Raw genomic sequence first — 24,200 nt, 5'->3', positions numbered from 1 at the left:
CCTCGGGGAGTCTGCGACACTGGGAGCATCATGCCTGCACCCGGAGAACTCACCTTTGTCGCGCCGCGCGGCGCCAGCAAGCCGCCCCGGCACCTGGCCGACCTGACCCCGGCGGAGCGCCGGGAGGCCGTCGTGGCGCTGGGCGAGAAGCCGTTCCGCGCCCAGCAGTTGTCCCGTCACTACTTCGCCAGGTTCGCCGACGACCCGGCGGAGTGGACGGACATCCCGGCCGCGGCCAGGGAGCGGCTGGCCGGCGAGCTGCTGCCCCCGCTGATGCGGGTGGTGCGGCACATCAGCTGTGACGAGGGCGCGACCCGCAAGACCCTCTGGCGGCTGCACGACGGGACGCTGGTGGAGTCAGTGCTGATGCGCTATCCCGACCGGGTCACCATGTGCGTCTCGTCACAGGCGGGCTGCGGGATGAACTGCCCGTTCTGCGCCACCGGGCAGGCGGGTCTCGACCGCAACCTCTCCACGGCGGAGATCACCCACCAGATCGTGGCCGGCGTCAAGGCGCTGCGCGACGGCGAGGTGCCGGGCGGCCCGGCGCGGCTGTCCAACATCGTCTTCATGGGCATGGGCGAGCCGCTGGCGAACTACCGCCGGGTGGTCGGCGCCATCCGCCGGCTGACCGACGAGGCGCCGGACGGCGTGGGCCTGTCGCAGCGCGGGATCACGGTCTCCACGGTCGGCCTGGTGCCGGCCATGCTGCGGTTCGCCGACGAGGGGTTCAGCTGCCGGCTCGCGGTCTCGCTGCACGCCCCCGACGACGAGCTGCGGGACACCCTGGTGCCGGTCAACACCCGCTGGAAGGTGCGCGAGGTGCTGGACGCGGCCTCGACCTACGCGGAGCGTTCCGGTCGGCGGATCTCCATCGAGTACGCGCTGATCCGGGACATCAACGACCAGGAGTGGCGGGCCGACCTGCTGGGGCGGCTGCTCAAGAGCCGCGGCGCGCATGTCAACCTCATCCCGCTCAACCCCACCCCTGGCTCCAAGTGGACGGCGTCCAGGCCGGAGGACGAGCGGGCCTTCGTCGCCGCGCTGGAGGCCCGGGGGGTGCCGGTGACGGTGCGGGACACCCGGGGGCAGGAGATCGAGGGCGCATGCGGGCAGTTGGCGGCGGCGGAGCGCTGAGCCGGCCGGGGCGCTCGTCCCGGGTTGCCTGATATCGTGGGCTTTCGAACACGTGCACAACACCCGTGTGTCCTGGTCACGACGGCCGGGGCGCACGATCCGACAGGGGAGCGCTCGCAGCGCTGAGAGTGCGGCACCGGCCGCAGACCCTCGAACCTCGCCCAGGTCATGCTGGGTAGGAAGTTCGGACCTTCTCTCGTGCTGCCCGCGCCTGCCCGCGCGTAGAAAGCGACATCATGCAGCGCAGCAGCTTCCACCGGGCGACGGCCGTCCTGCTCGCCCTCGGCCTCGGGGCGCTCACCGCGTGCGGCTCCGACGGTGGCGACGACGGGGCCGGCGGCTCGGGCGGTGACGAGGTGGTGCTGGTCACCCACGAGTCGTTCCTGGTCTCCGACGAGGTGCTGGCGCGGTTCACCGAGGAGACCGGCCACACCGTCTCGGTGCTGCGGGCCGGGGACGCCGGCGTGGTGGTCAACCAGGCGGTGCTGACCGCCGGGGACCCGCAGGGCGACGTGCTGTTCGGGGTGGACAACACCCTGCTCTCCCGCGCCCTGGAGGCTGGGATCTTCACCCCACACGAGGCGGCCGGCCTCGACCAGGTTCCCGCCGAGCTGCGGTTGGACGACGCGGAGCACCGGGTGACCCCGGTCGACACCGGCGACATCTGCGTCAACTACGACCGGGCCTACTTCGAGGAGCACCAGCTGACGCCGCCCAGCACGCTGGCGGACCTCACCGACCCGGCCTACGCCGACCTGCTGGTGGTGCAGAACGCCGCCACCTCGTCGCCCGGCCTGGGCTTCCTGCTGGCCACCGTCGCCGCCTTCGGCGAGGACGGCTGGGCGGAGTACTGGGAGGCGCTGCGGGAGAACGGCGTCGAGGTGGTGGACGGCTGGGAGCAGGCCTACAACGAGCGCTTCTCCGGCGCCGGCCAGGGCGGGGACAAGCCGCTGGTGGTCTCCTACGCGACCAGCCCGCCGGCCGGCGTGGTCTACGGCGGCGACGAGCGGCCGGAGCAGGCGCCCACCGGCGTCGCGACCGGCACCTGCTTCCGGCAGATCGAGTTCGCCGGGCTGCTGGACGGGGCGGCCAACCCGGAGGGCGGCCGAGCGCTGCTGGACTTCCTGCTCGGCCTGGACTTCCAGGAGGACCTGCCGCTGAACATGTTCGTCCACCCGGCGCGCGTGGACGCCGAGCTGCCGGAGGAGTTCACCCGCTACGCGGAGCCGGTGGCCGAGGTGCACGAGCTGGCGCCCGAGGCGATCGCCGAGCACCGGGACCGCTGGGTCGACGAGTGGACCGACGTGGCCCTCAGGTGACCAGGTCGGCGTGGGTCAGGGGGGCGCTGCTGACGGTCCCCCTGCTCTTCTTCGGGGTGTTCTTCGGCTACCCGGTGGCCGCGATCGTGGGTCGTGGGCTGCGGGTGGACGGCGAGTGGCGGCTCGGACAGCTGGCCGAGGTGCTGGGCGACGAGTCGACCCTGCGGGTGCTGTGGTTCACCTGCTGGCAGGCGGCGGCCTCCACGCTGCTGACGCTGGTGCTGGCGCTGCCGGCGGCCTATGTCTTCGCGCGGCTGCGCTTCCCGGGCAAGCGGCTGCTGCACGCGGCGGTGACCGTGCCCTTCGTGCTGCCCACGGTGGTCACGGGGGCCGCGTTCCTGGCCCTGGTGGGTCGGGGCGGGGTGTTGGACGACGCCTTCGGGGTGCGGCTGGACAACGGGGTGTGGGCGATCCTGCTGGCGCACGCGTTCTTCAACTACGCCGTGGTGGTGCGCACCGTGGGGGGCTTGTGGGCGCAGCTCGACCCGCGGCAGGAGGAGGCCGCCCGGGTGCTGGGCGCGGGCCGGTTCGCGGCCTGGTGGCGGGTGACGCTGCCGGCGCTGACGCCGGCGGTGGCCGCCGCCGCGCTGATGGTCTTCCTCTTCACCTTCACCTCCTTCGGGGTGGTGCAGATCCTGGGCTCGCCGACCCAGGCCACCCTGGAGGTGGAGATCTACCGGCAGACCGCGCAGCTGCTGCGGCTGCCGACCGCCGCCGTCCTCACCTTGCTGCAACTGGCGGCTGTGCTGGCGCTGTTGCTGACCCACCGGGCGGTGACCCGGCGGCGGGCCGGCGCGCTGTCGCTGGTCGACCCGGCGGGCACGGCGCACCGGCCGCGCGGCTGGGCGCAGTGGACGGCGCTGGCCGGGGTGTTGACCACGGTGGCGCTGCTGCTGGCGCTGCCGCTCGGGGTGCTGGTGGAGCGTTCGCTGGCCACCCCGGACGGGTACGGCCTGGACCACTACCGGGCGCTGGCGCACGCCGACGGGACGTTCCTGGTGGCGCCCTGGGAGGCGGTCGGCAACTCGCTGCGGTTCGCCGCCGTGGCCACCCTGATCGCGCTGCTGGTCGGGGGGTGCGCGGCGGTCGCGCTGACCCGGCGCGCCGGGCGGCTGACCCGGGGCTTCGACGCGCTGCTGATGCTGCCGCTTGGCACCTCGGCGGTGACCGTCGGCTTCGGGTTCCTGATCACGCTCAACGCGCCACCGCTCGACCTGCGGTCCTCGTGGATCCTGGTGCCGCTGGCCCAGGCGCTGGTCGGGGTGCCGTTCGTGGTGCGGGTGCTGGTGCCGGTGTTCGGCGCGGTGGACGACCGGCTGCGGCAGGCGGCGGCGGTGCTCGGCGCCTCGCCGCTGCGCGCCTGGCGGGAGGTGGACCTGCCGCTGGTGTGGCGGTCGGTGCTGGTGGCGGCCGGGTTCGCGTTCGCCGTCTCGCTGGGCGAGTTCGGCGCCACGGTCTTCATCGCGCGGCCGGACGAGCCGACCCTGCCGGTGGCGGTGGCGCGGCTGCTGGGCCGGGCCGGCGCCCTCAACTACGGCCAGGCGATGGCCCTGAGCGTGCTGCTGATGCTGGTCTGCACGCTCACCCTGCTGCTGCTGGAGCGGCTCACGCCCAGCCGGCTGGCCGGGACCTTCTGATGGCGCGCGGGGCGCCGGCACGGCACGAGCGGGACGAGCGGGAGGGTGCGGGGATGAGCCTGCTGGAACTGGACGGGGTGAGCGTCCGCTACGGCGAGCGCCTGGCGCTGGACGCGGTCCGGCTGACGGTGGCCGAGGGGGAGACCGTCTGCGTGCTGGGGCCCAGCGGCAGCGGCAAGTCGACGCTGCTGCGCGCGGTGGCCGGGCTGACGCCGGTGGCCGGTGGCGCGGTGCGGCTGGCCGGCCGGGACCAGCGCGGGGTGCCGGCGCACCGGCGCGGCCTCGGCCTGATGTTCCAGGACCACCAGCTGTTCCCGCAGCGGGACGTGGCCGGCAACATCGCCTTCGGGCTGCGGATGCGACGGACCCCGAAGCCGGCGGTGGCGAGCCGGGTGGCGGAGCTGCTGGAGCTGGTGGGGCTGCCGGACGCCGGGCCGAGGGCGGTGGCCACCCTGTCCGGCGGCGAGCAGCAACGGGTGGCGCTGGCGCGGGCGTTGGCGCCGGGGCCGCGGCTGCTGATGCTGGACGAGCCGCTCGGGCAGCTCGACCGGGACCTGCGGGAGCGACTGGTGGTCGAACTGCGGCAGCTCTTCGCCCGGTTGGGCAGCACGGTGCTGGCCGTCACGCACGACCAGGGGGAGGCGTTCGCGCTCGCCGACCGGGTGGTGGTGATGCGGGCCGGGCGGGTGGTCCAGCTGGGCAGCCCGGTCGAGGTGTGGCGGCGGCCGGCGGACGCGTTCGTGGCCCGCTTCCTCGGCTTCCGCAACGTGGTCGACGCCGAGGTGCGCGGCGCGGTCGCGGACACCCCGTGGGGGCCGCTGCCGGTGCCGGCGGGCGCCCCGGCCGGCCGGTGCGAGGTGCTGGTGCGGCCCTCGGGGGTGCGGCTGTCGACGGCCGAAGGGGCCGGGCTGACCGGCACCGTGCTGGCCCGCACCTTCCGTGGCGACCACGTCCTGCTGCTGGTGCGGCCCGAGGGCGGCGGGCCCGAGTGGGAGGCCAGCTGCGCGCTGCGGGCGGCGCCCGAGGTGGGCGCGCGGGTGGGCGTCACCTTCGAACCGGAGGACGTCGTGGTGCTGCCCGGTACGGAGTCCACGCGGTGACCGGGGCCGGCGCGCCCGGCCGATCAACTTCCTTGAAAAGATGAAAGTTTCCGTCTATGCGGGCCGCGTCTGGCGAAGTAAATTGTCGGCGCAGTCGTCAACTCCCCCTGGAGAGAACCGCATGAGACGGACCCTGCTCACCCTGCTCGCCTGTCTCAGCCTGCTGCTGGGCGCCCTCGCCACCGTGACCCCGGCACAGGCCGACGAGCCCGAGACCAGCCAGTGGCGCGGCTACTGGGTCGACGCGTTCAACGCCGGGATCTACACCCCGCAGCAGGTCACCACCCTGATCGAGGACGCCCAGGCGGTCAACGCCAACGCGCTGATCGTCCAGACCGGCCGCCGCTACGACTGCTTCTGCAACCGCGCGCTCTACCCCCGCACCGACGCCGCGATCGACCCGGCGCCCTACGACCCGCTGGACGAGGTGATCCGGCAGGCGCACGCCGCCGACCTCGAGGTGCACGCCTGGGTGAACGTCAACACCCTCTGGAACAGCGCGACTCCGCCCACCTCGCCGGAGCACGCCTTCAACCAGCACGGGCCGACCGCCGAGGGCTACGACCGCTGGCTCAACCGGAAGGCGGACGGCACCGAGTTCGTCGGTGCCAACGCCTACATCGACCCGGGCCATCCGGCCGCCGTGGACTACATCGAGTCCGCGATCCGCAGCATCGTGCGCGAGTACGACGTGGACGGCGTCAACCTCGACTACATCCGCTACCCCGACGGCAGCTCCGCGACCACCCACAGCGACTGGGGCTACAACGAGGTCTCGGTCGCCAGGTTCCAGGCCGCCACCGGCCGGGACGACGTGCCGGAGCCCGCCGACGGGCAGTGGAGCGACTGGCGCCGGGACCAGGTGACCAACCTGGTGCGCCGCCTCTACCTCGGCATCTGGGAAGAGGACCCGCGGGCCAGGCTGTCGATCAACGCCATCACCTACGCCAACGGCCCCCAGGCGGTCGGCGGCTTCGAGCAGACCCGCACCTACCGCGAGGTGCTCCAGGACTGGGCCGGCTGGCTGGACGAGGGCATCGTCGACACCGTCGTGGCGATGAACTACAAGCGCGACTGGCAGCCCGAGCAGCGCCAGATGTTCGCCGAGTGGACCGAGTTCCTGGCCGACGCGCAGGGCGACCGGCAGGCCGTCAACGGGCCGGCCCTCTACCTCAACTCCATCGCCGACAGCCTCCGGCAGGCCCAGCTCTCGCTGGCCCCGACCGCCGCCGGCAACACCGCCGCCGGCTGGAGCGGCTACTCCTACGCCACCCCCTCGCTCGACGTGCCCGGCACCCCGGCGACCGAGGAACGCGCGGCGCTGGTCGAGGCGTTGACCACCGGCCCGGACGCGCCGTTCGCCGAGCCGGCCGCGGTGCCCGAGATGACCTGGAAGACGGCGCCCGACGACGGCCACCTCACCGGCGAGCTGACGCTGCGCGACGGCACCCCGCTGGACGGCGCCGAGGTCACCCTGCTGCCGCTGGGCGCCGGCGAGCGGCGCACCGCGGTGGCCGACGGCTCCGGCTGGTTCGGCTTCGCCCACCTGCCGGCCGGCCACTACCTGGTGCGGGTCAGCCTGCCCCACGGGGTGGTCGGGGTGCCGCTGCTGCCGGCCCGGATCGGCGCCGGCTCGCTGACCGAGGTCGACTTTCCGCCGTACCTCGCCCTGCCGGGCCACTGACGTCCTCCTCCCCTGACGTCACCCGGCGCACCCGGACGGCCCCCCGAGCCACGGCGCTCGGGGGGCCGTCCGCCGTCCGTCGCCTGGCGCGCGCCGGCCGGTCAGGCGCGGGCGGCGAGCAGCAGCAACTCGGCGGTCAGCCAGGCCAGCGGCCCGAAGACCGCGCCCAGCGCGGCGCCCCGCAGCAGCGCCGCGCCGCGCAGCGTGCGGCGCCCGGTGCCGACCTTCGTCAGGGCGGCGACCGCCTCCCGCCGCTCGCCCCGCACCTGAAGGGCGACCGTGGCCACGGTGCCCGCCACCCCGGCCAGCACCACCGCCGCGCCCAGCCCGCCGAAGAAGCCGAACGCACCCAGCGCGCCGAGCCGTTCGGCGGCCAGCAGGGCGCCGAGCGCCACCGTCAGCGCGGCCACCGGCCGGCCCAGCCGGCGCGCCTCCTCCGCCAGCCCCCGGCCGGCCAGCAGCCGCAGCGCCGACGGCTGGCCGAAGGCGAGCGCCCGGCCGCAGAGGAAACTCAGGCCGGGGCCGGTCAGCACCACCCCGACCGCGATCGACGCCCAGCCGGCCACCACCCCCAGCGGCACCGCGTCCAGCGGCGCCGGCAGCGGCAGCCAGCCCGAGCCGGCCTCCGCCGCCGCGTCCCCGGCCAGCGTGCCCAGCGCCAGCCCGCCGGCGATCAGCGCGGTGCCCCAGGGCAGCCCGGCCGGCGCCGGCATCGGCGCCGCCGTGCCCCGCACCGCCAGCGCCGAGGCGCCCGCCGCCGTGGCCGGCGCCACCGCCAGCAGGGTCAGCGCGGCGCCCAGCGGCAGCGAGCCACCGCCGTTCAGCGGGCCGGTCGCGGCGCCGTCGAACGGCAGCCCGGACAGGTCGCCCCGCAGGTGCAGGAAGACCAGCAGCGCCAGCGCGCTGCCCAGCAGCCCGGCCACCGCCGTGGACAGCGCGGCCAGCACCGGCAGCCGGGTCGGGCCGAGGCCGGCCGCGGCCAGCCCGGAGCGGGGCGAGCCGGCCGGATCGGCCCTGGCCACCGCGACCGCCAGCTGGGCGGTGCTGGCCAACGGCACCAGGCACCACAGCAGCCGCACCGCCGCCAGCCGGCCGTCCTCGGGGTGCGCGGCGGCCCGCGCCAGCGCGCTGAGCAGCAGGAAGCCGACGCCGGCGGTGGCGCAGGCCAGCAGCAGGCGGCGGGCCAGCGCCGCCGGGTCGGAGCCTCGGGCTAGCCGGAGAGCGAGCATGTCACCTCGTCCTCGACGGTCTCGACCGCGGTGGCCCGGCCGTCCTCCAGGGTCACCGTCCGGTCGGCCAGGGTGGCGATCTCCGGTTCGTGACTGGCCAGTACCACGGTGATGGCGTGGGTGCGGCCGGCGGTCGTCAGGGTGCGCAGCACCTGCGCCCGGTCCGCCCGGTGCAGCGGCGCGGTCGGCTCGTCGGCGAACAGCACGTCGGGCTTGTGCGCCAACGCCCGGGCGATGGCGACCCGTTGACGCTGCGCCTGGCGCAGTGCGGCGGGCCGGAGCCGGGCGCAGTCGGCGATGTCGAGGCGCTCCAGCCACTCGCCGACGGCGGCCCTGGCCCGCCGGCCGCCGACCCCGGCGAGCAGCAGCGGCAGCGCCGCGTTCTCCCAGGCGGTCAGCTCGGGCACCAGCTGGGGGCTCTCGCCCACCCAGCCGAAGCTCTCCCGGCGCAGCCGCTCCCGCGCCGGCGGCGGCAGCTCGTGCACCGGGACGTCGTTGAACCACACCTCGCCCCGGTCCGGGCGCAGCTGTCCGGCGAGGCAGCCGAGCAACGTGGTCTTGCCAGCGCCACGCGGTCCGGTGACGGCGAGGATCTCGCCCTGGCGCACCCCAAGGGAGACCCCGAGGAGGGCGGGTGAGCCACGGTGGGCGTGCTCCAGATCGCGCGCCCAGAGCACGTCGTTGTCGGGTGGGGCCATCGTCGGGGGCACCTTCCGCTGGTCTCGCCGGCCGTCGCCCGCCCCGTCCGCCGGAGGCGGGGTCATCCGGCCGCGCACGGCACTCCTGCACGCTGACACAGCGCCCGGCGCGCCCTTCGGCGGCGCGGCGACCGGTGCGAGGAATCCTCCGGACGGTGGACAACGACCGGCGGCCCGGCGAAGGAAATCCCTCGCGGTGGCGGTTTTCGAGCCGTTCTTCCCGTCTCGGAGGTGCCTGGGCGTCGAATCTGTGGTCGGCGCGGTGTTGTGTCGCCGGGCCGGAGGCATAGGGTGAGCGTTCCGAGCCATCGGACCGGAAGGCAGGAGGCCTGGTGTGAGCACCGAACCGCGCCGTGTGCGGAACCACATCGACGGGGAGTTCCGGGAGGCCGCCGACGGGCGGACCACCGAGGTGGTCGACCCCACCACGGGCGAGCCCTACACCACCGCGCCGCTCTCCGGCGCGGCCGACGTGGACGCGGCGATGGCGGCCGCCGAGGCCGCCTTCCCGGCCTGGCGGGACGCCACCCCGGCCACCCGGCAGCTGGCGCTGCTGCGGATCGCCGACGCCTTCGAGCGGCACGCCGACGAGCTGCTGGCCACCGAGTGCCGGAACACCGGCAAGCCGCTGGAGCTGACCAGGGCGGAGGAGCTGCCGCCGATGCTGGAGCAGATCCGCTTCTTCGCCGGCGCCGCCCGGATGCTGGAGGGCAAGGCCGCCGGCGAGTACATGGCCGGCCTGACCTCCTTCGTCCGGCGCGAGCCGGTCGGCGTCTGCGCCCAGGTGGTGCCGTGGAACTACCCGCTGATGATGGCGGTCTGGAAGTTCGCCCCCGCGCTGGCGGCCGGCAACACCGTGGTGATCAAGCCGTCCGACACCACGCCCGCCTCGCTCTCCCACGCCGCCGAGCTGCTCGCCGACATCCTGCCCAAGGGCGTCTTCAACGTGGTCTGCGGTGACCGGGACACCGGCCGGCTGATGGTGGAGCACCCGACCCCGGCGATGGTCTCCATCACCGGCTCGGTCCGCGCCGGCACCGAGGTCGCCACCAGCGCCGCGGCCGACCTCAAGCGGGTCCACCTGGAGCTGGGCGGCAAGGCGCCCTGCGTGGTCTTCGAGGACGCCGACCTGGCGGCGGCCGTCGAGGGCATCAGGGACGCCGGCTTCTTCAACGCCGGCCAGGACTGCACCGCGGCCAGCCGGGTGCTGGTGCACGAGACCCGCTACGACGAGTTCGTCGCCGCGCTCACCGAGGCCGCGTCGGCGGTGAGCACCGGCGACAGCGCCGACCCGGACTGCGCCTACGGCCCGCTCAACAACGCCGACCACCTGGCCAAGGTCAGCGGCTTCGTCGAGCGGCTGCCCGCGCACGCCAAGGTCACCACCGGCGGCCACCGGGTGGGCGAGCGCGGCTACTTCTACGCCCCCACCGTGGTCGCCGACTGCGCCCAGGACGACGAGATCGTCCAGCGCGAGGTCTTCGGCCCGGTGATCTCGGTGCAGCGGTTCGCCGACGAGGAGCAGGCCGTCGCCTACGCCAACGGCGTGGAGTACGGGTTGGCCTCCTCGGTGTGGACGCGGGACCACGCCCGGGCCATGCGGATGTCCCGGGCACTGGACTTCGGCTGCGTCTGGATCAACACGCACATCCCGCTGGTCGGCGAGATGCCGCACGGCGGGTTCAAGAAGTCCGGCTACGGCAAGGACCTCTCGGCCTACGGGCTGGAGGACTACACCCGGGTCAAGCACGTGATGACGGCCCTCTGAGGCCGCTGGGCCCCTCCCCGGCCACCGAGGGGGCGCCGGCGCGCGTCGCCGGCGCCCCCTCGGCTCAGCGCGCCCCGGCGTCCCGCCGCTCGTCGAGCACGGAGCGCAGCACCCCGATCCGGTTGCTCATCACCACGGTCGCCCCCAGGTCCCGCAGCCGCCGCATGGTCCGGCGGCTGTCGGCCGTCCAGGCCGACACCTGGTACCCGGCGTCCGCCGCCCGCCGCACCGTCTCCGCGTTGACCAGCCCCAGGCGGTAGTTGAGCCAGCGCGGCCGCACCTCGGCGAGCAGCGAGGGGCGCGGGCCGCCGGTGCGCTTCCAGGTGAGCGCGATCTCCGCGTCCGGGTCGGCCCGCCGCACCGCGCGCAGCGCGCCCGGGTCCCCGCAGTACCAGACCCGGGCCGCCGGATCGGCCGCCCGCGCCACCTCCACCACCCGCTGGGCGTCGGAGGCGGACCGTTCCGGCAGGTCGAGCAGCGCGCGCACGCCCAGCTCGGCGCAGTGCGCCAGCGCCGCGGTCAGCGTCGGCACCCCGCCGCCGGTCAGCCGCCGCACCTCGGCCGCTGTCACCGCGGCCACCGACACCTGGTGGCCCCACAGCCGGTCCAGGGTGGCGTCGTGCACCACCACGGGCACGCCGTCCGCGGTCAGCCGGACGTCGAACTCCACGGCGTCGGCGCCGGCCTCGGCCGCCGAGGTGAAGGAGGGCAGGGTGTTCTCCCGGACGCGGTAGGGGTCGCCCCGGTGGGCGACCGCCGTCACCCCACCCATGCGGCCAGGTACGCGTCGATCTCGGCGACCAGCTTCGCCTTGCCAGCCGGGTCGAGGAACGAGGCGGTCACCGCGTTCCTGGCCAGCCCGGCGACGCCGGCCGCGTCCAGGCCGAGCAGCTCGGCGGCGACCAGGTACTCCCGGTTGAGGTCGGTGCCGAACATCGGTGGGTCGTCCGTGTTGACCGTCACGAAGACGCCCGCCTCCACCAGCCGCGGCAGCGGGTGCTCGGCCAGCGACGGCACCGAGCCGGTCGCCACGTTGGACGTCGGGCAGACCTCCAACGGCACGCCCTCGCGGGCCAGATGGGCCAGCAGCTCCGGGTCGCGCGCCGCGTTGACGCCGTGGCCGATTCGCTCGGCGCGCAGCGAGGTCAGCGCGTCCCAGACGGTCTCCGGGCCGGTGCTCTCGCCGGCGTGCGGCACGCTGTGCAGCCCGGCGGCGATCGCCTCGTCGAAGTACGGCTTGAAGAGCGCCCGCGGCCAGCCCGCTTCCGGCCCGCCGAGGCCGAACGAGACCAGCCCGGCCGGCTGTTGCTCCAGGGCCAGCCGCACGGTGCCCTCGCCGGCCGGCGGCCCCAGCTCGCCCGGGATGTCGAAACACCAGCGCAGCTCCACGCCCAGGTCCCGGGCGGCGGCCACCCGGGCGTCCTCGATGGCCTCGACGATCCCCTCGTCGGGGATGCCGCGCAGCCCGAACGAGTAGGGCGTGACGGTGAGTTCGGCGTAGCGGATCTGCTGCCTGGCCATGTCCCTGGCCACCTCGTAGGTCAACAGCCGCACGTCCTCCGGCGTCTGGACCAGACTCACCACGGAGACGTAGACCTCGATGAAGTGCGCGAAGTCGCGGAAGGTGAAGTACTCGGCCAACCGCTCGGGGTCCTTCGGGACGGGCGAGTCCGGGTGGCGCGCGGCCAACTCGGCCACGATCCGGGGCGAGGCCGAGCCCACATGGTGCACATGCAGCTCGGCCTTGGGCAGTCCCGCGACGAACGTGGCGAGATCACCGCTGGTGGCTGGGACTTCCGGCAGCTGGGACACGAACCCTCCTGGAAGACGGACCGAAGGCTCATGGTAGGCGTGGCCGCACCGGGCGCCGCGGGCCCGTAGGGTATGGGGGCCCGATCGTGGAGGTGCCGTGACCACAGACCAGCAGCCAGACCCGAGCCGGCTGTCGGGGGTGGAGCCGCCCGCCACCCCGCCTCCGCCGTCGCTGCCGGCCGGCGGGCGCGGCACGCCGCTGCCCGGATCGGTGCCGGCCTGGCCGGCCGGCGCCCCCGCGCCCGGCCCGTGGGCCGGGTACGGCGCGCCGCTGCCCTGGCCGCCGCCGCCGGTGCCGCTGCGGCAGCGGAACGGCACGGGGGTGGCCGCGCTGGTCCTCGGCGTGCTGGGCGCCTCGGTGTGCTGGACGTACTTCCTCAGCCCGCTCGGCCTGGCGCTGGGCGCGCTGGCCGTGGCGTTCGGGCTGATCGGCTCCGGCCGCGCCAAGCGCGGGGCGGCCAGCAACCGGCCGGTGGCGCTCGGCGGGCTGTGGACCGGCGCCGGCGCCGCGCTGGTCGGCGCGGTGCTGACCACGCTGCTGCTGGTGGACGTGCTGCGGGTGACCGAGGTGGACTCGGCGGCCGGCTCCGACTACCTCGCCGAGCCGGGCGACGAGGTGGTCTTCGCCGACGGACTGGTGGTCACCCTGGCCAGGCCCCGGCCGGGCGGGACCGCGCACGAGGTGCTGCTCACCGTCACCGTGGACAACCGCACCGACGGCTTCGTCACCCTGGACGACGAGCTGCGGGCGCTGGACGACGGGGAGATGCTGCCGCGCGACTACGTCGCCCGGGTGCCCGGCGCGGCCGGGGAGGTGGCGCCCGGCGAGGTGGCGGAGGTCGAGTACCGGGTCTCGCTGGACCCGGGGATGACCGCGTTGGCCGTCGACTACCGGCCGGCCGACGCCTATGCCTGGGGCTACTGGTTCGTCTTCCTGCCCGCCGAGCGGGAGTCCGAGCGGCCGCCGGCCGAGCCGGACGACGAGGGCCCGCCGGGCACCAGCCTGGACGTGTGACGGCCGGCGCGCCCCGGCCCGACCCGCCAGGGACCGACGGGAGCGGTCCCGAGCACCGCCGGCGAGCGCCCCTGATCGAAAACGGGACGCTTCCGGGCCGATCGGGACCTTTCCCCGCATGCTCCTGACCGCGAGCCGCCTGGATTCGCACGAGCTTCGTCGAACTTCTCCGAAGTCGCGTAAGGAACGGATGGTTCGGCCCTCTCCCCCCGCGTAGGCACCAACGGGCCCCGGCAGCGGCCGGGGCGGGCGGGAGAAGGGACACGCGATGAGCGGCGAGCGGCGGACGGCGATGGAGTGGCTGGCCTCGGCGGCACCGAGGCCGGCGGTCTGCCGGTGGGAGTGGGAGCGGCACCCGCAGGGGGTGGCGCTGCTGCCGGCCGGACGCCTGTGGGACGTGCTGATCCTGCCGGGAGGGCTCGGGGTGGCCACCCTGGAGGTGCTGGCCCAGGTCGCCGCGCCGGGACCGGTGTTGGCCGACCGTGGCCACCGTCGGGTGGGCTTCTTCGTGCCGCCGGGCACCGCCGGGCGGTGGCTGGGCACCGGGGTGCGGGCGGCGGGCCGGGGCAGCTGGATCGTGGTGCCCCGGCCGGACCGCTCGGGCCCGGCGGCCCGCTGGCTGGTGCCGCCGGACGGCACGGGGGCACTCAACGACCCGGCCCTGCTGGAGCTGGCCATGCACGAGGCCGCGGCGATCGTCGCCGGCGCCCGCCGGGCGAGAGCGATCGCCCCCGACTCCGAACCCGACTCCGAACCCGACTCCGAACCCGCCGACTCCGTCGCCGACCCGGACGTCGCCCCGGCCGGGTCGGTCGAGCCGGCGGCCGACGGCCGGTGGCCCTGGTGACCGCCCAGGGAGCGGGGCGCCCGCCCCGCTCCCCGCGCCGGCCGGGGCCGGGTCACAGCTCGGCCAGGGCGCCCTCCAGGATGTCAAGCCCCTCGGCCAGCAGGTCCTCGCCGATGACCAGTGGCGGCAGGAAACGCGCCACGTTGCCGTAGGTGCCGGTGGTCAGCAGCAGCAGACCCGCCCGGTGGCAGCGGGCCGCCAGGTCGGCGGTGGCCTGCGGGTCGGGCTCCTTGCCGCCGGGCCGCACCAGCTCGATCGCCAGCATCGCGCCGCGCCCGCGCACGTCGCCGATCACCGGGAAGCGTTCCCGCATGGCCCGCAGCCGGGGGAGCATCAGCTCCTCGATCCGCCGGGCCCGGGCCGCCAGGTCCAGCTCCCGCATGGTCTCGATGGCGCCCAGTGCCGCGGCGCAGGCCACCGGGTTGCCGCCGTAGGTGCCGCCCAGCCCGCCGACGTGCGCGGCGTCCATGATCTCCGCCCGGCCGGTCACCGCCGCCAGCGGCAGGCCGCCGGCGATGCCCTTGGCCGTGGTGATCAGGTCGGGCACCAGGCCCTCGTGCTCGGCGGCGAACCACTGCCCGGTGCGGCAGAAACCGGACTGGATCTCGTCCGCCACCAGCACGATCCCGTGCTCCCTGGCGAACTCGGCGATCCGCGGCAGGAAGCCGGGGGCCGGCACGATGAAGCCGCCCTCGCCCAGGATCGGCTCCACCACGATCGCCGCCGTGTTGTCCGCACCGATCTGCTTGCTGATCTGCTCGATCACCTGGGCCGCCGCCTCCTCCGCGCACCGCTCGGGGCCGGTCAGCCAGCGGTACGGATAGGCCATCGGCGCCCGGTAGATCTCCGGGGCGAACGGGCCGAAGCCGTGCTTGTACGGCATGTCCTTGGCGGTCAGCGCCATGGTGAGGTTGGTCCGGCCGTGGTAGCCGTGCTCGAAGACCACCACCGCCTGCCGCCTGGTGTGGTAGCGGGCGATCTTGACCGCGTTCTCCACCGCCTCGGCACCGGAGTTGAGCAGGATCGACTTCTTGGCGTGGTCGCCCGGGGTGAGGCGGGCCAGCTCCTCGCAGACCTCCACGTACCCCTCGTACGGCGTGACCATCGCACAGGTGTGGGTGAACCGGGCCAGCTGCTCGGTGGCGCGGCGCACCACCGCCTCGGCGCTGTTGCCCACCGAGGTGACGGCGATGCCGGAGCCGAAGTCGATCAGCGCGTTGCCGTCCACGTCCTCCACGATGCCGCCGCCGGCGCGCCGGACGAAGACCGGCAGCACCGTGCCGACGCCCTGGGCCACGGTGGCCAGCTTGCGGGTCAGCAGTTCCCGGGACTTCGGGCCCGGGATCTCGGTGACCAGCCGGCGCCGCTGGGGGAGTGCGGGTCCGCCGGTCGGCTCGGTCGGGTCGCTCATGAGTGGCCTCCTCGTCACGAAGGGGGTGCATCGGGCACTCCCCGGCAGGCTAGGGCCGGCCCGGCGCGACAGGCACGCGCCACCACGGAGTCAACCGGACGCCCTTTTGGCCACTTCGGCACCCTGCCGGGCCCACGGAGGCGCGCGGCTCAGGGGCGCGCCCGGTCCGGCCGGAGCGGCGCCGGGCAGATGCGCCGGCCGTCCTCGTCGAAGACGTACATCTGGTCGAGGTCGATCAACAGCGGCACCCGCTCCCCGAGCCGGGGATGCACGTCGGCCCCCGTCCGCACCACCAGGCCGTCGCTGATCCGGCCCGCCGCGGTCGGCGCCGGCGGCTGGCCCGGGTGCTGCTGCCCCTCCGCCGGCGGCTCCGCCGGCTCCTGGTCCGCCGCCGGGCGCCCCAGCACCCGGCCGACCAACTGCCGCAACGGGTTCGCGCCGCGCGCCCGGCGGGCCGCCCGGGAGCCGCCCCGGGTCGGCGGGCGTGGCGACTCAAGGCCCTCGACACGGGCCGGCCTGGCGCCCGTCGAGACGTGCACCAGCGATTCGTGGCCCTGGAACTCCACGTGCTGCACCACGCCGTTGAGCAGCGCCTCGGTCGGCCGCATCTCCTGCGGGCCGGCGATCCTGGCCGCCTCCGAACGCAGCCCCACGGTGATCTCCCGCCCCATCTGCACCCGCAGCATCTGGTGGTCGGGGGAGAGCGGCTGCGGCAACTGGATGCGCTGGGTGCCGAAGTCGATGTTCAGCCGCCCGTCCAGCGGGGCGTGCACGGTGGCCCGCAGCAGGTTGATCCGCGGGGTGCCGACAAAGGCCGCCACGAACACGTTCTCCGGCCGCTGGTACACCTCCCGTGCCGCGCTGACCTGCTGGATCACCCCGTCCCTCAGCACCGCGACCCGGTCCCCGAGGGACATCGCCTCGGCCTGGTCGTGCGTCACGTAGACGGTGGTCACGCCCAGATGGCGGGTCAGCGTGGCGATCTCCGCCCGCAGCCGGGTGCGCAGCTTGGCGTCCAGGTTGGAGAGCGGCTCGTCCAACAGGAACGCCGAGGGCCGGCGGACGATGGCCCGCCCCATCGCCACCCGCTGCCGCTCCCCGCCGGACAGCTGCGCCGGGAACCGGTCCAGCAGCTCCTCGATGCCCAGCAGCCGCGCCGTCTCCCGCACCTGCGCGGTGGTGTCCCGGCCGGGCGACTCGATCTTCAGCGGGAAGCTCATGTTCTGCTCGCCCGTCATGTTCGGGTAGAGCGCGTAGTGCTGGAAGACCATCGCCAGCCCGCGTTGGCCCGGCGGTATCCCGTTCGCCAACTCGCCGTCCAGCAGCAGCTCCCCCGAGGTGATGTCCTCAAGACCGGCGATCATCCGCAGCACGGTGGTCTTGCCGCAGCCCGAGGGGCCGAGCAGGACCAGGAACTCGCCGGGGGCGATGTCGAGCGACAGCCGGTTCACCGCGACCACGTCGCGTGGGTAGATCTTGGTCACGTCTCGCAGGGAGATGGCGCGCGTCATGCCGTTCCGCCCGTTTGGATGTCCTTGAGTCAGGAGGTGGGCCAGGAAAGTAGCGCACCAGATGTCCCAGCGGAACGGTTTCGCACAAGTTGCCCGCTCGCATATTCGTCGCGGGCGGCCGGTCGGCGTCCTGCGGGCCCGGCCAGCGATGTCGACATGACGTCAACCCACATGCCGGGCCCGGCGCTTGGCATCATGGGGAACTGTGAACAGCGACGGCACCACGGAACCACGGCGCACGCCCCAGGACATGGCGGGCGGCACCCCCGTGGTCCCGCCACCCCCGGCCGCCCCACCGGCCCCAAGGGAGCCCTCGGACGAGGTCGAACTCCCGCCGCTCAAGCGTTGGTTGCGCACTCCGCGGCCGGAGGTCCGGCCCGGCGTCTGGCGCGCCGGCCACGTCCGCAAGCCCCCGGAGGACCCGGACCAGCTCAACGACCGCGAACTCCACGGCGGCGCGCTGCTGGCCCTGCTGACCGGGCTGCTGGTGTGGTCGCTCTACCAGAACGGCTATCTCCCGCCGGCCACCTGGCCGTTGAGCTGGATGAACGTCGGCTCCTGGGACTCCGGCACCCTCCGTGGCACCGTCGTCTACGGCTACGAGCTGCTGCTGATCTGCCTGCTCTGCTACCTCTTCGGTCGGCTCGGCAACGCCCCCCGGCTGTGGCGGCGCTGGCGTCCCACCCTGCTCAACGCCTGGACCGGACGCGCCGACCTGGAACGCCAGGACCCCCGCCGCACCCTGCGGGCCGCGGCCGCCCTGCTCGGCGGGTGGGCGGTCTGGCGGCTCAGCTTCCGCGGCCTGTGGACCTTCTGGCTGGAGCCGTTCTACGGCCTGGTGCCCGACGGCTGGTGGGAGGACGGGGACACCACCGCCTACGTGGTCGCCTACAACGTCTACTACCTGCTCTACGCCCTCGTCCTGGTGCTGGTCTTCGGCGCCGTCGGCGGCTGGCTCGGGGTCTGGCGCCGGTTCCCGCCGGCGCGGCTGACCGGGCGGTCGGTGGTGGGCGGCGAGCGGGAGGCGGCGGAGTTCGCGCGGCTGACCGAGTTCACCGAGCTGCGCGCGGCCGGCGCCGGGGCCGCCGCCGAGCAGCTGCTCGCGGAGGTGGCGGCCGGCCGGATGAGCGATCTGGACTACGTCCGGATCGAGCACAGCTGGCGCGCCGTCCGGGCCCGGCCCACCGAGCTGCCGGCCTTCCAGGAAACGGTGCTGCGGCACGGCGCCGGCGCCTTCACGCACCCGTCGGGCGACCGGGACCTGCCGGTCAGGGCCGCCCAGCACGACCTGCTGACCGGGCAGGTGCGGGTCGGCACCGCGGTGGACGAGGAGCGCAACGCCTACGACTACCGGGGCGTCGACATCGCCCTGGACCCGGCGGTGTTGGCGACCTCGCTGCTGGCGGTCGGCCCGCCCGGCGCGGGCAAGACCGGCCGGGTGGTGCGCCCGGTGGTGGAGTCGCTGTGCCTGCGGGCGCTGACCGGCCAGGCCGCCGTGGTGGCGGTGGGCAGCGCCGCCAGCGGCCTCGGCCCGGACGCCGCGTTCGACCTCGTGGTCCGGGTCGGCGACCCGGACAGCACCCACCAGCTCGCGCTCTACGGGGGCGCCGCCGACGCCGACGAGGCCGCGGCACTGCTGGCCGAGGCGCTGCTCGGCGGCACCCAGGCCGAGACCAGGGAGGCGGCGGCGGTACTGGTCCAGCTGATCAGCCCCTACCACGCGGCCTACGGCCGGCTGCCCGGCGTGCCGGAGCTGCGCGCCATGTTGGACGGGGCGCCCGCGCTGCTGGCCACGCTGCGCGAGGACCTGGCCCTGGCCGGGGCCCACGACCAGCAGCGGGAGCTGGACTCCCGGGAGCGGGCCGCGGCCCGTCCCGAGGACCCGGGGCAGCGACTGGCCGACCGGCTGGCCGTGCTCGACCGGGCCGGTTTCTCGGCCGGGCCGGCGGCGCCGGCCTTCTCGATGGCCGGCCTGGTGCATCCGCTGCGGGTGCGGATCGACCTGCCGGCCGCCGGGCACGCGGAGGCCGGGCGGATCATCACCCGGCTGCTGCTGGCGCAGTTCACCACCGCCGCGCTCGGCCGCCCCGACCGCTCGCTGTTCGCCGCCCTGGTGCTGGACGACGCCACCGCCGCGCTCACCCAGGGCACGGTGCGCGGGCTGTCGCAGCTGCGCGGCGCTCACGCCGGCGCGGTGCTCGCCCTGCGCACCCTGGACGACGTGCCGGCCGAGCTGCGCGCCGGCCTGCTGGGCGCGGTGGGCTGCCGGATGGCGTTCGCCGGCATCACCACCTGGGACGCCGAGCACTTCGCCCGGGTCTGGGGCACCGCCTGGACGGAGGACCAGGACGTCACCAGGACGCCGGAGCGCTCCGGCGGCCTGGTCCGCAAGGCGGTGCGCGGGGTGCGCAAGCTGTTCACCGGGCGGGAGACCACGCTCGACGCGGTCACCGTGCGCCGGGTGGAGCGCGAGCGCTGGTCGGCTTCGGAGCTGGCGCACCGGGTGCCGCCCCGGCACGCGGTGCTCTCCACCACGTCGGCGGCCGGCGAGCCGGGGCCACCGGTGCTGGTGCGGCTCGGCTGAGCCGCGCCGGGCGGCGCCCCGCCCCCGGTGGCTGATTCCCGCACCCCGCGGGCCGAGGGCCCGTGGGCCGCCGTGACCGGCCACGATACGGTTCCGGTGACGTCGCCCCGGCTGCCCTAGGTGATCCATGCGCCCCACTCTCGCCGCCCTCGTGCACCACTCCGCGCTGCGGCTTCGGGTCCTGGCCGGGGAGGACCGGTTGGACACCGAGGTGCGCTGGGCGCACACCAGCGAGATGAGCGATCCGACGCCCTATCTGGACGGCGGCGAGCTGCTGTTGACCATCGGTCTGAACCTGCCGGTCGCCGACGCTGAGGCGATGCGCCGCTATGTGGCGCGGCTGGCCGAGGCCGGGGTGGTCGGGCTCGGCTTCGGGATCGGGGTGCACCACCCGGAGGTGACACCGGAGTTGCTGGCGGCGGTGCGGGGGGCCGGGTTGCCGCTGCTTGAGGTGCCGCGGCCGACGCCGTTCATCGCGATCAGCAAGGCGGTCTCGGCCGCGATCGCCGCCGAGCAGTACCGCACGGTCACCGCGGGCTTCGCCGCGCAGCGCGAGCTGACCAGGGCGGCGCTGGCCCCGGACGGGTCGGGCGCGCTGCTGAGCCGGCTGGCCGGCCAGGTGGACGGCTGGGCCGCGCTGTACGACCGGGCCGGCGCGGTCACCGCAGTGGCGCCCGGTTGGGCGGCCAGGCGGGCCGGTCTGCTGGCCGACGAGGTCCGTCGGCTCGGCGACCGGCCGGCGCCGGCCAGCACGGTCTGCGCCGTGCCGGCCGACGGCCGGGAGGCCGGCGGCGACCGGGTGGAGTTGCAGCTGGTCGGCACCGGCCAACGGGGCCGGACGGTGCTGGCGATCGGCACGGCGGCGCCGCTGGGCACCTCGGGCCGGTACGCGGTGCAGGCCGCCGTCGCGCTGCTGACGCTGGTGACCGAGCGGTCGGTCGCCTACCAGCGGGCCGAGGCCCGGCTGGGCGAGGCGGTGCTGCGGATGCTGCTCAGTGGCGAGCCGGACCACGCCAGGGCGGTCGCCGGGCAGCTGTACGGCGGCCTGTTGGACGCCCCGCTGCGGGTGCTCGCCGCGGAGAGCGTCGAGTCGGCCGGCCTGACGGAGTTGGGGCAGGTGATAGAGAACGCGGCGGCCAGGGCCGGCGAGTGGGTGCTGGTGGCGCCGGACGGCGACGGGCTGGTGCTGCTGCTGGCCGACGGCGGCGCCGCGCTGGCCGCCTGCGCCGACTACGCGACGGCGCCGGAGCCGGCGGAGTGGGGGCTGGTGCTCGGTCTGTCGGCGCCCACCGGCCTGGCCCAGACCTGCACCGCCTTCCAGCAGGCCAGGGAGGCGCTGCTGGTGGCCAGGCGGCGCGGCCGGACGCTGGTGGAGCACGACGAGGTGGCGGCCGGCTCGCTGCTGCCGCTGCTGGGTGACGAGGCGGTGCGGGCCTTCGCCGACGGCCTGTTGCGGGCGCTGCGTGAGCACGACAGGTCCGGCCGGGGCGACCTGCTGGCCTCGCTGGCGGCCTGGCTCTCCCGGCACGGCCAGTGGGACGCGGCGGCGGCCGACCTCGGGGTGCACCGGCACACGCTGCGCTACCGGATGCGCCGGGTGGAGGAGATCCTGGAGCGTTCGCTGGACGATCCGGACCTGCGGATGGAGCTGTGGCTGGCGCTCAAGGCCAGCGGCCTGGCCGCCCGCCGCCCGCCGCGCCCCTGAGCCGGCCGGCGGGGCCCGCTCGTTCGCTACCAATTGGCGCGTCGGCCCGCCGCGCCGCTACGAACCGGACAAGATGGCGCGGCCGGCGCACCCCCTACGGTGGGAGGGGGCGAGCGGTCGGTGCCCTCGCCCGGTTCAAGTCTGGCACCTCGAAAGGGCGGACCGTGATGAGCAAAGCCACTTCCCCACAGGCGTTCTGGCTGGCCGGCCGGGCGGCGCACGGCGAGCACACGCTGGAGGTCACCTCCCCCTGGGACGGCCGTACGGTGGGCGTGGCCTCGGTGCCGACCGCGGCGCAGACCGAGGAGGCGGTGGCGGCCGCGGCCCGGGTGGCGCCCGAGTTCGCCGCCAGCCCGGCCTATCTGCGGGCCGGCGCGCTGGACCAGGTCGGGGCCCGACTGGCCGAGCGCGCCGACGAGTTGGCCGAGCTGATCTCCGCCGAGAACGGCAAGCCGATCAAGTGGGCGACCGTCGAGGTGGCGCGCTGCCGCTCGGTCTTCCGCTGGGCGGCGGACGAGGCGCGCCGGTTCAACGGCGGCACCGCGCAGCGGCTGGACGCCGACGCCGGCGGCGCCGGCCGGCTGGCGCTGACCCGTCGGGTCCCCTACGGCCCGGTGCTGGGCATCGCGCCGTTCAACTTCCCGCTCAACCTCTGCGCCCACAAGGTGGCGCCCGCGCTGGCCGCCGGCGTGCCCATCGTGCTGAAGCCGGCGCCCGCCACCCCGCTCTCCGCCCTGCTGCTGGGCGAGCTGCTGGCCGAGACCGAGCTGCCGGCCGGCGCGTTCAGCGTGCTGCCGGTGCCCAACGAGGCGATGCCGGAGCTGGTGGCGGACGAGCGGCTGCCGATCATCTCGTTCACCGGCTCGGTGCCGGTCGGCTGGTCCATCCGGGACTCCGTGCCGCGCAAGCGGGTCACCCTGGAGCTGGGCGGCAACGGCGCGGCCGTGGTGCTCGCCGACTACGCGTCCGACGCCGACCTGGACTGGGCCGCGCAGCGGATCGCGACCTTCGCCAACTACCAGGCGGGCCAGTCCTGCATCGCGGTGCAGCGGGTGATCGCCGACGCCGCCGTCCACGACCGGCTGCTGCCCCGGCTGGTGGCCGCCGTCGAGGCGCTGGCCACCGGCGACCCGTCGGACCCGGCCACCGATGTCGGCCCGCTGGTCAGCGAGGAGGCCGCCCGCCGGGTGGCGGACTGGGTGGACGAGGCGGTCGCCGGCGGCGCCGAGCTGCTGACCGGCGGCACCCGGACGGGCGCCAGCTACGCGCCGACGGTGCTGGCCGGGGTGCCGGCGGACGCGAAGGTGGCCTGCGACGAGGTCTTCGGCCCGGTGCTCACGGTGACCCGGGTGCCCGACGAGGCCGCCGCCTTCGCCGCCGCCAACGACTCGACCTTCGGCCTCCAGGCCGGCGTCTTCACCCATGACCTGCAGGCCGCCTTCCGGGCGCACCGGGCGCTGGAGGTGGGCGGCGTGGTGATCGGCGACGTGCCGTCCTACCGCGCCGACCAGATGCCCTACGGCGGGGTCAAGCAGTCCGGGGTGGGCCGGGAGGGGGTCAGGTTCGCCATGGAGGACTACACCTACGAACGGGTCATGGTCCTCACCGGCCTGGACCTCTAGGCCGCCGGGCCGCTACCCCCTGGGCTCGTCGGCCGGCCGGCGGGTCGGCTTGGTGGCGACCACCAGGTCCCGGGTGATGGCCTGGTCGACCCGGTGCGCGAAGCCCAGGTAGGGCTCGCTCTCCCGGACGGTCAGGCCGTGCTCGGTCAGCAGCGCGGTCAGCTCCGCCCGGTCGGCCACCTGGGTGTTCCAGGAGATGCCGAGGGCGCCGCCGGGGCGCAGCAGCCGCCGCCAGACCGGCACCGCCTCGGCCAGCAGCGGCAGCGGGCTGCGGGAGAGCGCCGGCCCGCCGTCCGCGTCCCTGGACCGGCTGCCGTGCTGCACCCCGTAGGGGGCGTCCGTCACCACCAGGTCGAAGGAGCCGGCGCGGAAGAACCGCCCGCTGGCGGTGGTGTCCGCGTTGACGGCGGTGACCTCGATGGTCTCGCCGGCGCGGTACCGCTCCTTGTCGACGCCCAACGTCACGGACAGCTGGCGGCCCAGTGTCCGGCTGTCGCGCCGCACCGGGCCGACGCTGGCCCGGTGCTTGAGCCGGGTGTTCTTCAACCACTGGCGGAAGAAGTTCTGGTAGGCGTCGAAGCTCTTGGCGTCGCGCTCCACGCCCGCCGCGTCCAGGCCGTACATCACCGCCTGGTTGAGGGTGGTGCCCCGGCCGCAGAGCGGGTCGAGGACCCGCAGCCGGCCGGTCAGCAGCCGCTCCGGGGTGGCGCAGGAGAAGGCCGTCACGTTGAGCAGCAGCTTGGTGAAGTCCTCGTTGGTCTTTCCGACGTACTTCTGGATGGTGATCAGGTCGTCGGGGAAGGCGTCCAGCCGCCGGACCGGCACCGGGGTCAGCGCCGGCCCGGTCCGCTCGAAGAGGGCGTACAGGCCGGAGAGGTTGGCCAGCTGGGCGAGGTCGTCCCCGGTCAGCCGGGGGGCGGAGAAGGTGAGGTAGCGCACGCCGCCGAGCGTGGTCTCCGCGACGTCCCGCAGCCGCCCCCCGAGCACCGCCTCGTCCAGCACCAGCAGCTCGGCGCGCGCGAGGCGCGCCGACTCCTGGGCGTAGACCCGGTTGTGCGAGGGGAGCAGAAGCAGGGCGTAGTCATGCGTGGCGTTCATCGCGCCGGATTTTAGCGGGCGCG

At 75.2% G+C, this 24,200-nt stretch carries 17 protein-coding genes and 1 pseudogene; 11 read left to right on the top strand and 7 right to left on the bottom strand.

Features of this window, described 5'->3' with window-relative positions; all coding sequences use genetic code 11:
• Window positions 1-30 precede the first annotated feature (30 nt).
• The 5 genes from rlmN (at window position 31) to RM844_RS23815 (ending at window position 6,877) form a co-directional block, all read left to right on the top strand.
• Window positions 31-1,137 (top strand): 23S rRNA (adenine(2503)-C(2))-methyltransferase RlmN, encoded by a 1,107-nt coding sequence (rlmN, locus tag RM844_RS23835; RefSeq protein WP_311669409.1) that lies wholly within the window; start codon window positions 31-33, stop codon window positions 1,135-1,137.
• A gap of 236 nt (window positions 1,138-1,373) precedes the next feature.
• Window positions 1,374-2,456, top strand: coding sequence for a thiamine ABC transporter substrate-binding protein (locus RM844_RS23830; RefSeq protein WP_311669408.1), 1,083 nt, complete (start codon window positions 1,374-1,376; stop codon window positions 2,454-2,456).
• Between the two features lie 29 nt (window positions 2,457-2,485).
• A complete protein-coding gene (locus RM844_RS23825) occupies window positions 2,486-4,093 on the top strand; it encodes an ABC transporter permease (protein WP_311669519.1) in 1,608 nt (535 codons plus the stop codon).
• Window positions 4,094-4,146: 53 nt separating this feature from the next.
• Window positions 4,147-5,193 carry an ABC transporter ATP-binding protein gene (locus tag RM844_RS23820; protein ID WP_311669407.1) on the top strand — a complete coding sequence of 349 codons (1,047 nt, stop codon included), beginning with the start codon at window positions 4,147-4,149 and terminating at the stop codon, window positions 5,191-5,193.
• A gap of 121 nt (window positions 5,194-5,314) precedes the next feature.
• The gene (locus RM844_RS23815; protein ID WP_311669406.1) at window positions 5,315-6,877 is read left to right on the top strand and encodes a family 10 glycosylhydrolase; all 1,563 of its coding nucleotides are present in this window, start codon (window positions 5,315-5,317) and stop codon (window positions 6,875-6,877) included.
• Between the two features lie 101 nt (window positions 6,878-6,978).
• On the opposite strand, the gene RM844_RS23810 is transcribed toward RM844_RS23815, so the two are convergent.
• Both RM844_RS23810 and RM844_RS23805 read right to left on the bottom strand, forming a co-directional pair.
• Window positions 6,979-8,106, bottom strand: coding sequence for a hypothetical protein (locus tag RM844_RS23810; RefSeq protein WP_311669405.1), 1,128 nt, complete (start codon window positions 8,104-8,106; stop codon window positions 6,979-6,981).
• A complete protein-coding gene (locus RM844_RS23805; RefSeq protein WP_311669404.1) occupies window positions 8,088-8,804 on the bottom strand; it encodes an ABC transporter ATP-binding protein in 717 nt (238 codons plus the stop codon). Before RM844_RS23805 ends, RM844_RS23810 begins: the two co-directional genes overlap by 19 nt.
• Window positions 8,805-9,138: 334 nt before the next feature.
• On the opposite strand from RM844_RS23805, the gene RM844_RS23800 reads away from it, so the two are divergent.
• Window positions 9,139-10,572 carry a gamma-aminobutyraldehyde dehydrogenase gene (locus RM844_RS23800; RefSeq protein WP_311669403.1) on the top strand — a complete coding sequence of 478 codons (1,434 nt, stop codon included), beginning with the start codon at window positions 9,139-9,141 and terminating at the stop codon, window positions 10,570-10,572.
• 64 nt (window positions 10,573-10,636) lie between these two features.
• Here RM844_RS23800 and RM844_RS23795 read toward each other — a convergent pair whose 3' ends face one another.
• Together RM844_RS23795 and RM844_RS23790 are read right to left on the bottom strand one after the other, a co-directional pair.
• The gene (locus tag RM844_RS23795) at window positions 10,637-11,344 is read right to left on the bottom strand and encodes a glycerophosphodiester phosphodiesterase (protein WP_311669402.1); all 708 of its coding nucleotides are present in this window, start codon (window positions 11,342-11,344) and stop codon (window positions 10,637-10,639) included.
• Window positions 11,332-12,384 (bottom strand): adenosine deaminase, encoded by a 1,053-nt coding sequence (locus tag RM844_RS23790; protein ID WP_311669401.1) that lies wholly within the window; start codon window positions 12,382-12,384, stop codon window positions 11,332-11,334. Before RM844_RS23790 ends, RM844_RS23795 begins: the two co-directional genes overlap by 13 nt.
• 97 nt (window positions 12,385-12,481) lie before the next feature.
• Between RM844_RS23790 and RM844_RS23785 the strand changes: the two genes are divergently transcribed.
• Entirely contained in the window at window positions 12,482-13,399 is a 918-nt protein-coding gene (locus RM844_RS23785; protein ID WP_311669400.1) for a DUF4190 domain-containing protein, read from the top strand.
• A 268-nt stretch (window positions 13,400-13,667) separates the two neighbouring features.
• Window positions 13,668-14,111: pseudogene (locus tag RM844_RS23780) on the top strand (hypothetical protein); the annotation flags it as partial.
• Window positions 14,112-14,298: 187 nt separating this feature from the next.
• On the opposite strand, the gene gabT reads toward RM844_RS23780, so the two are convergent.
• Entirely contained in the window at window positions 14,299-15,657 is a 1,359-nt protein-coding gene (gene gabT, locus RM844_RS23775) for a 4-aminobutyrate--2-oxoglutarate transaminase (RefSeq protein ID WP_311669399.1), read from the bottom strand.
• A 149-nt stretch (window positions 15,658-15,806) separates the two neighbouring features.
• Window positions 15,807-17,168, bottom strand: coding sequence for an ABC transporter ATP-binding protein (locus tag RM844_RS23770; protein WP_311669398.1), 1,362 nt, complete (start codon window positions 17,166-17,168; stop codon window positions 15,807-15,809).
• Between the two features lie 205 nt (window positions 17,169-17,373).
• Here RM844_RS23770 and RM844_RS23765 point away from each other — a divergent pair, with 205 nt between their 5' ends.
• The 3 genes from RM844_RS23765 to RM844_RS23755 all read left to right on the top strand — a co-directional run bounded on the left by RM844_RS23765 (window position 17,374) and on the right by RM844_RS23755 (window position 23,079).
• Window positions 17,374-19,752 (top strand): ATP-binding protein, encoded by a 2,379-nt coding sequence (locus RM844_RS23765; RefSeq protein ID WP_311669397.1) that lies wholly within the window; start codon window positions 17,374-17,376, stop codon window positions 19,750-19,752.
• A gap of 127 nt (window positions 19,753-19,879) precedes the next feature.
• Window positions 19,880-21,457, top strand: a complete 1,578-nt coding sequence (locus RM844_RS23760; RefSeq protein WP_311669396.1) for a PucR family transcriptional regulator — start codon at window positions 19,880-19,882, stop codon at window positions 21,455-21,457.
• Window positions 21,458-21,624: 167 nt separating this feature from the next.
• A complete protein-coding gene (locus RM844_RS23755; protein ID WP_311669395.1) occupies window positions 21,625-23,079 on the top strand; it encodes an aldehyde dehydrogenase family protein in 1,455 nt (484 codons plus the stop codon).
• Window positions 23,080-23,091: 12 nt separating this feature from the next.
• On the opposite strand, the gene RM844_RS23750 is transcribed toward RM844_RS23755, so the two are convergent.
• Window positions 23,092-24,177, bottom strand: coding sequence for a TRM11 family SAM-dependent methyltransferase (locus tag RM844_RS23750; RefSeq protein WP_311669394.1), 1,086 nt, complete (start codon window positions 24,175-24,177; stop codon window positions 23,092-23,094).
• Between the last annotated feature and the right edge of the window lie 23 nt (window positions 24,178-24,200).

Source organism: Streptomyces chisholmiae, from assembly GCF_031845445.1.
Taxonomy (GTDB): Bacteria; Actinomycetota; Actinomycetes; order Streptomycetales; family Streptomycetaceae; genus Streptomyces; species Streptomyces chisholmiae.
This window is presented reverse-complemented; position numbering and strand designations above follow the sequence as displayed.

Excerpts from the sequence above, each read along its gene's own strand:
- rlmN (WP_311669409.1), top strand. The coding sequence starts at position 31 with ATGCCTGCACCCGGAGAACTCACCTTTGTCGCGCCGCGCGGCGCCAGC.
- RM844_RS23830 (WP_311669408.1), top strand. The coding sequence starts at position 1,374 with ATGCAGCGCAGCAGCTTCCACCGGGCGACGGCCGTCCTGCTCGCCCTC.
- RM844_RS23820 (WP_311669407.1), top strand. The coding sequence starts at position 4,147 with ATGAGCCTGCTGGAACTGGACGGGGTGAGCGTCCGCTACGGCGAGCGC.
- RM844_RS23815 (WP_311669406.1), top strand. The coding sequence starts at position 5,315 with ATGAGACGGACCCTGCTCACCCTGCTCGCCTGTCTCAGCCTGCTGCTG.
- RM844_RS23810 (WP_311669405.1), bottom strand. The coding sequence starts at position 8,106 with ATGCTCGCTCTCCGGCTAGCCCGAGGCTCCGACCCGGCGGCGCTGGCC.
- RM844_RS23805 (WP_311669404.1), bottom strand. The coding sequence starts at position 8,804 with ATGGCCCCACCCGACAACGACGTGCTCTGGGCGCGCGATCTGGAGCAC.
- RM844_RS23795 (WP_311669402.1), bottom strand. The coding sequence starts at position 11,344 with ATGGGTGGGGTGACGGCGGTCGCCCACCGGGGCGACCCCTACCGCGTC.
- gabT (WP_311669399.1), bottom strand. The coding sequence starts at position 15,657 with ATGAGCGACCCGACCGAGCCGACCGGCGGACCCGCACTCCCCCAGCGG.
- RM844_RS23770 (WP_311669398.1), bottom strand. The coding sequence starts at position 17,168 with ATGACGCGCGCCATCTCCCTGCGAGACGTGACCAAGATCTACCCACGC.
- RM844_RS23760 (WP_311669396.1), top strand. The coding sequence starts at position 19,880 with ATGCGCCCCACTCTCGCCGCCCTCGTGCACCACTCCGCGCTGCGGCTT.
- RM844_RS23755 (WP_311669395.1), top strand. The coding sequence starts at position 21,625 with ATGAGCAAAGCCACTTCCCCACAGGCGTTCTGGCTGGCCGGCCGGGCG.
- RM844_RS23750 (WP_311669394.1), bottom strand. The coding sequence starts at position 24,177 with ATGAACGCCACGCATGACTACGCCCTGCTTCTGCTCCCCTCGCACAAC.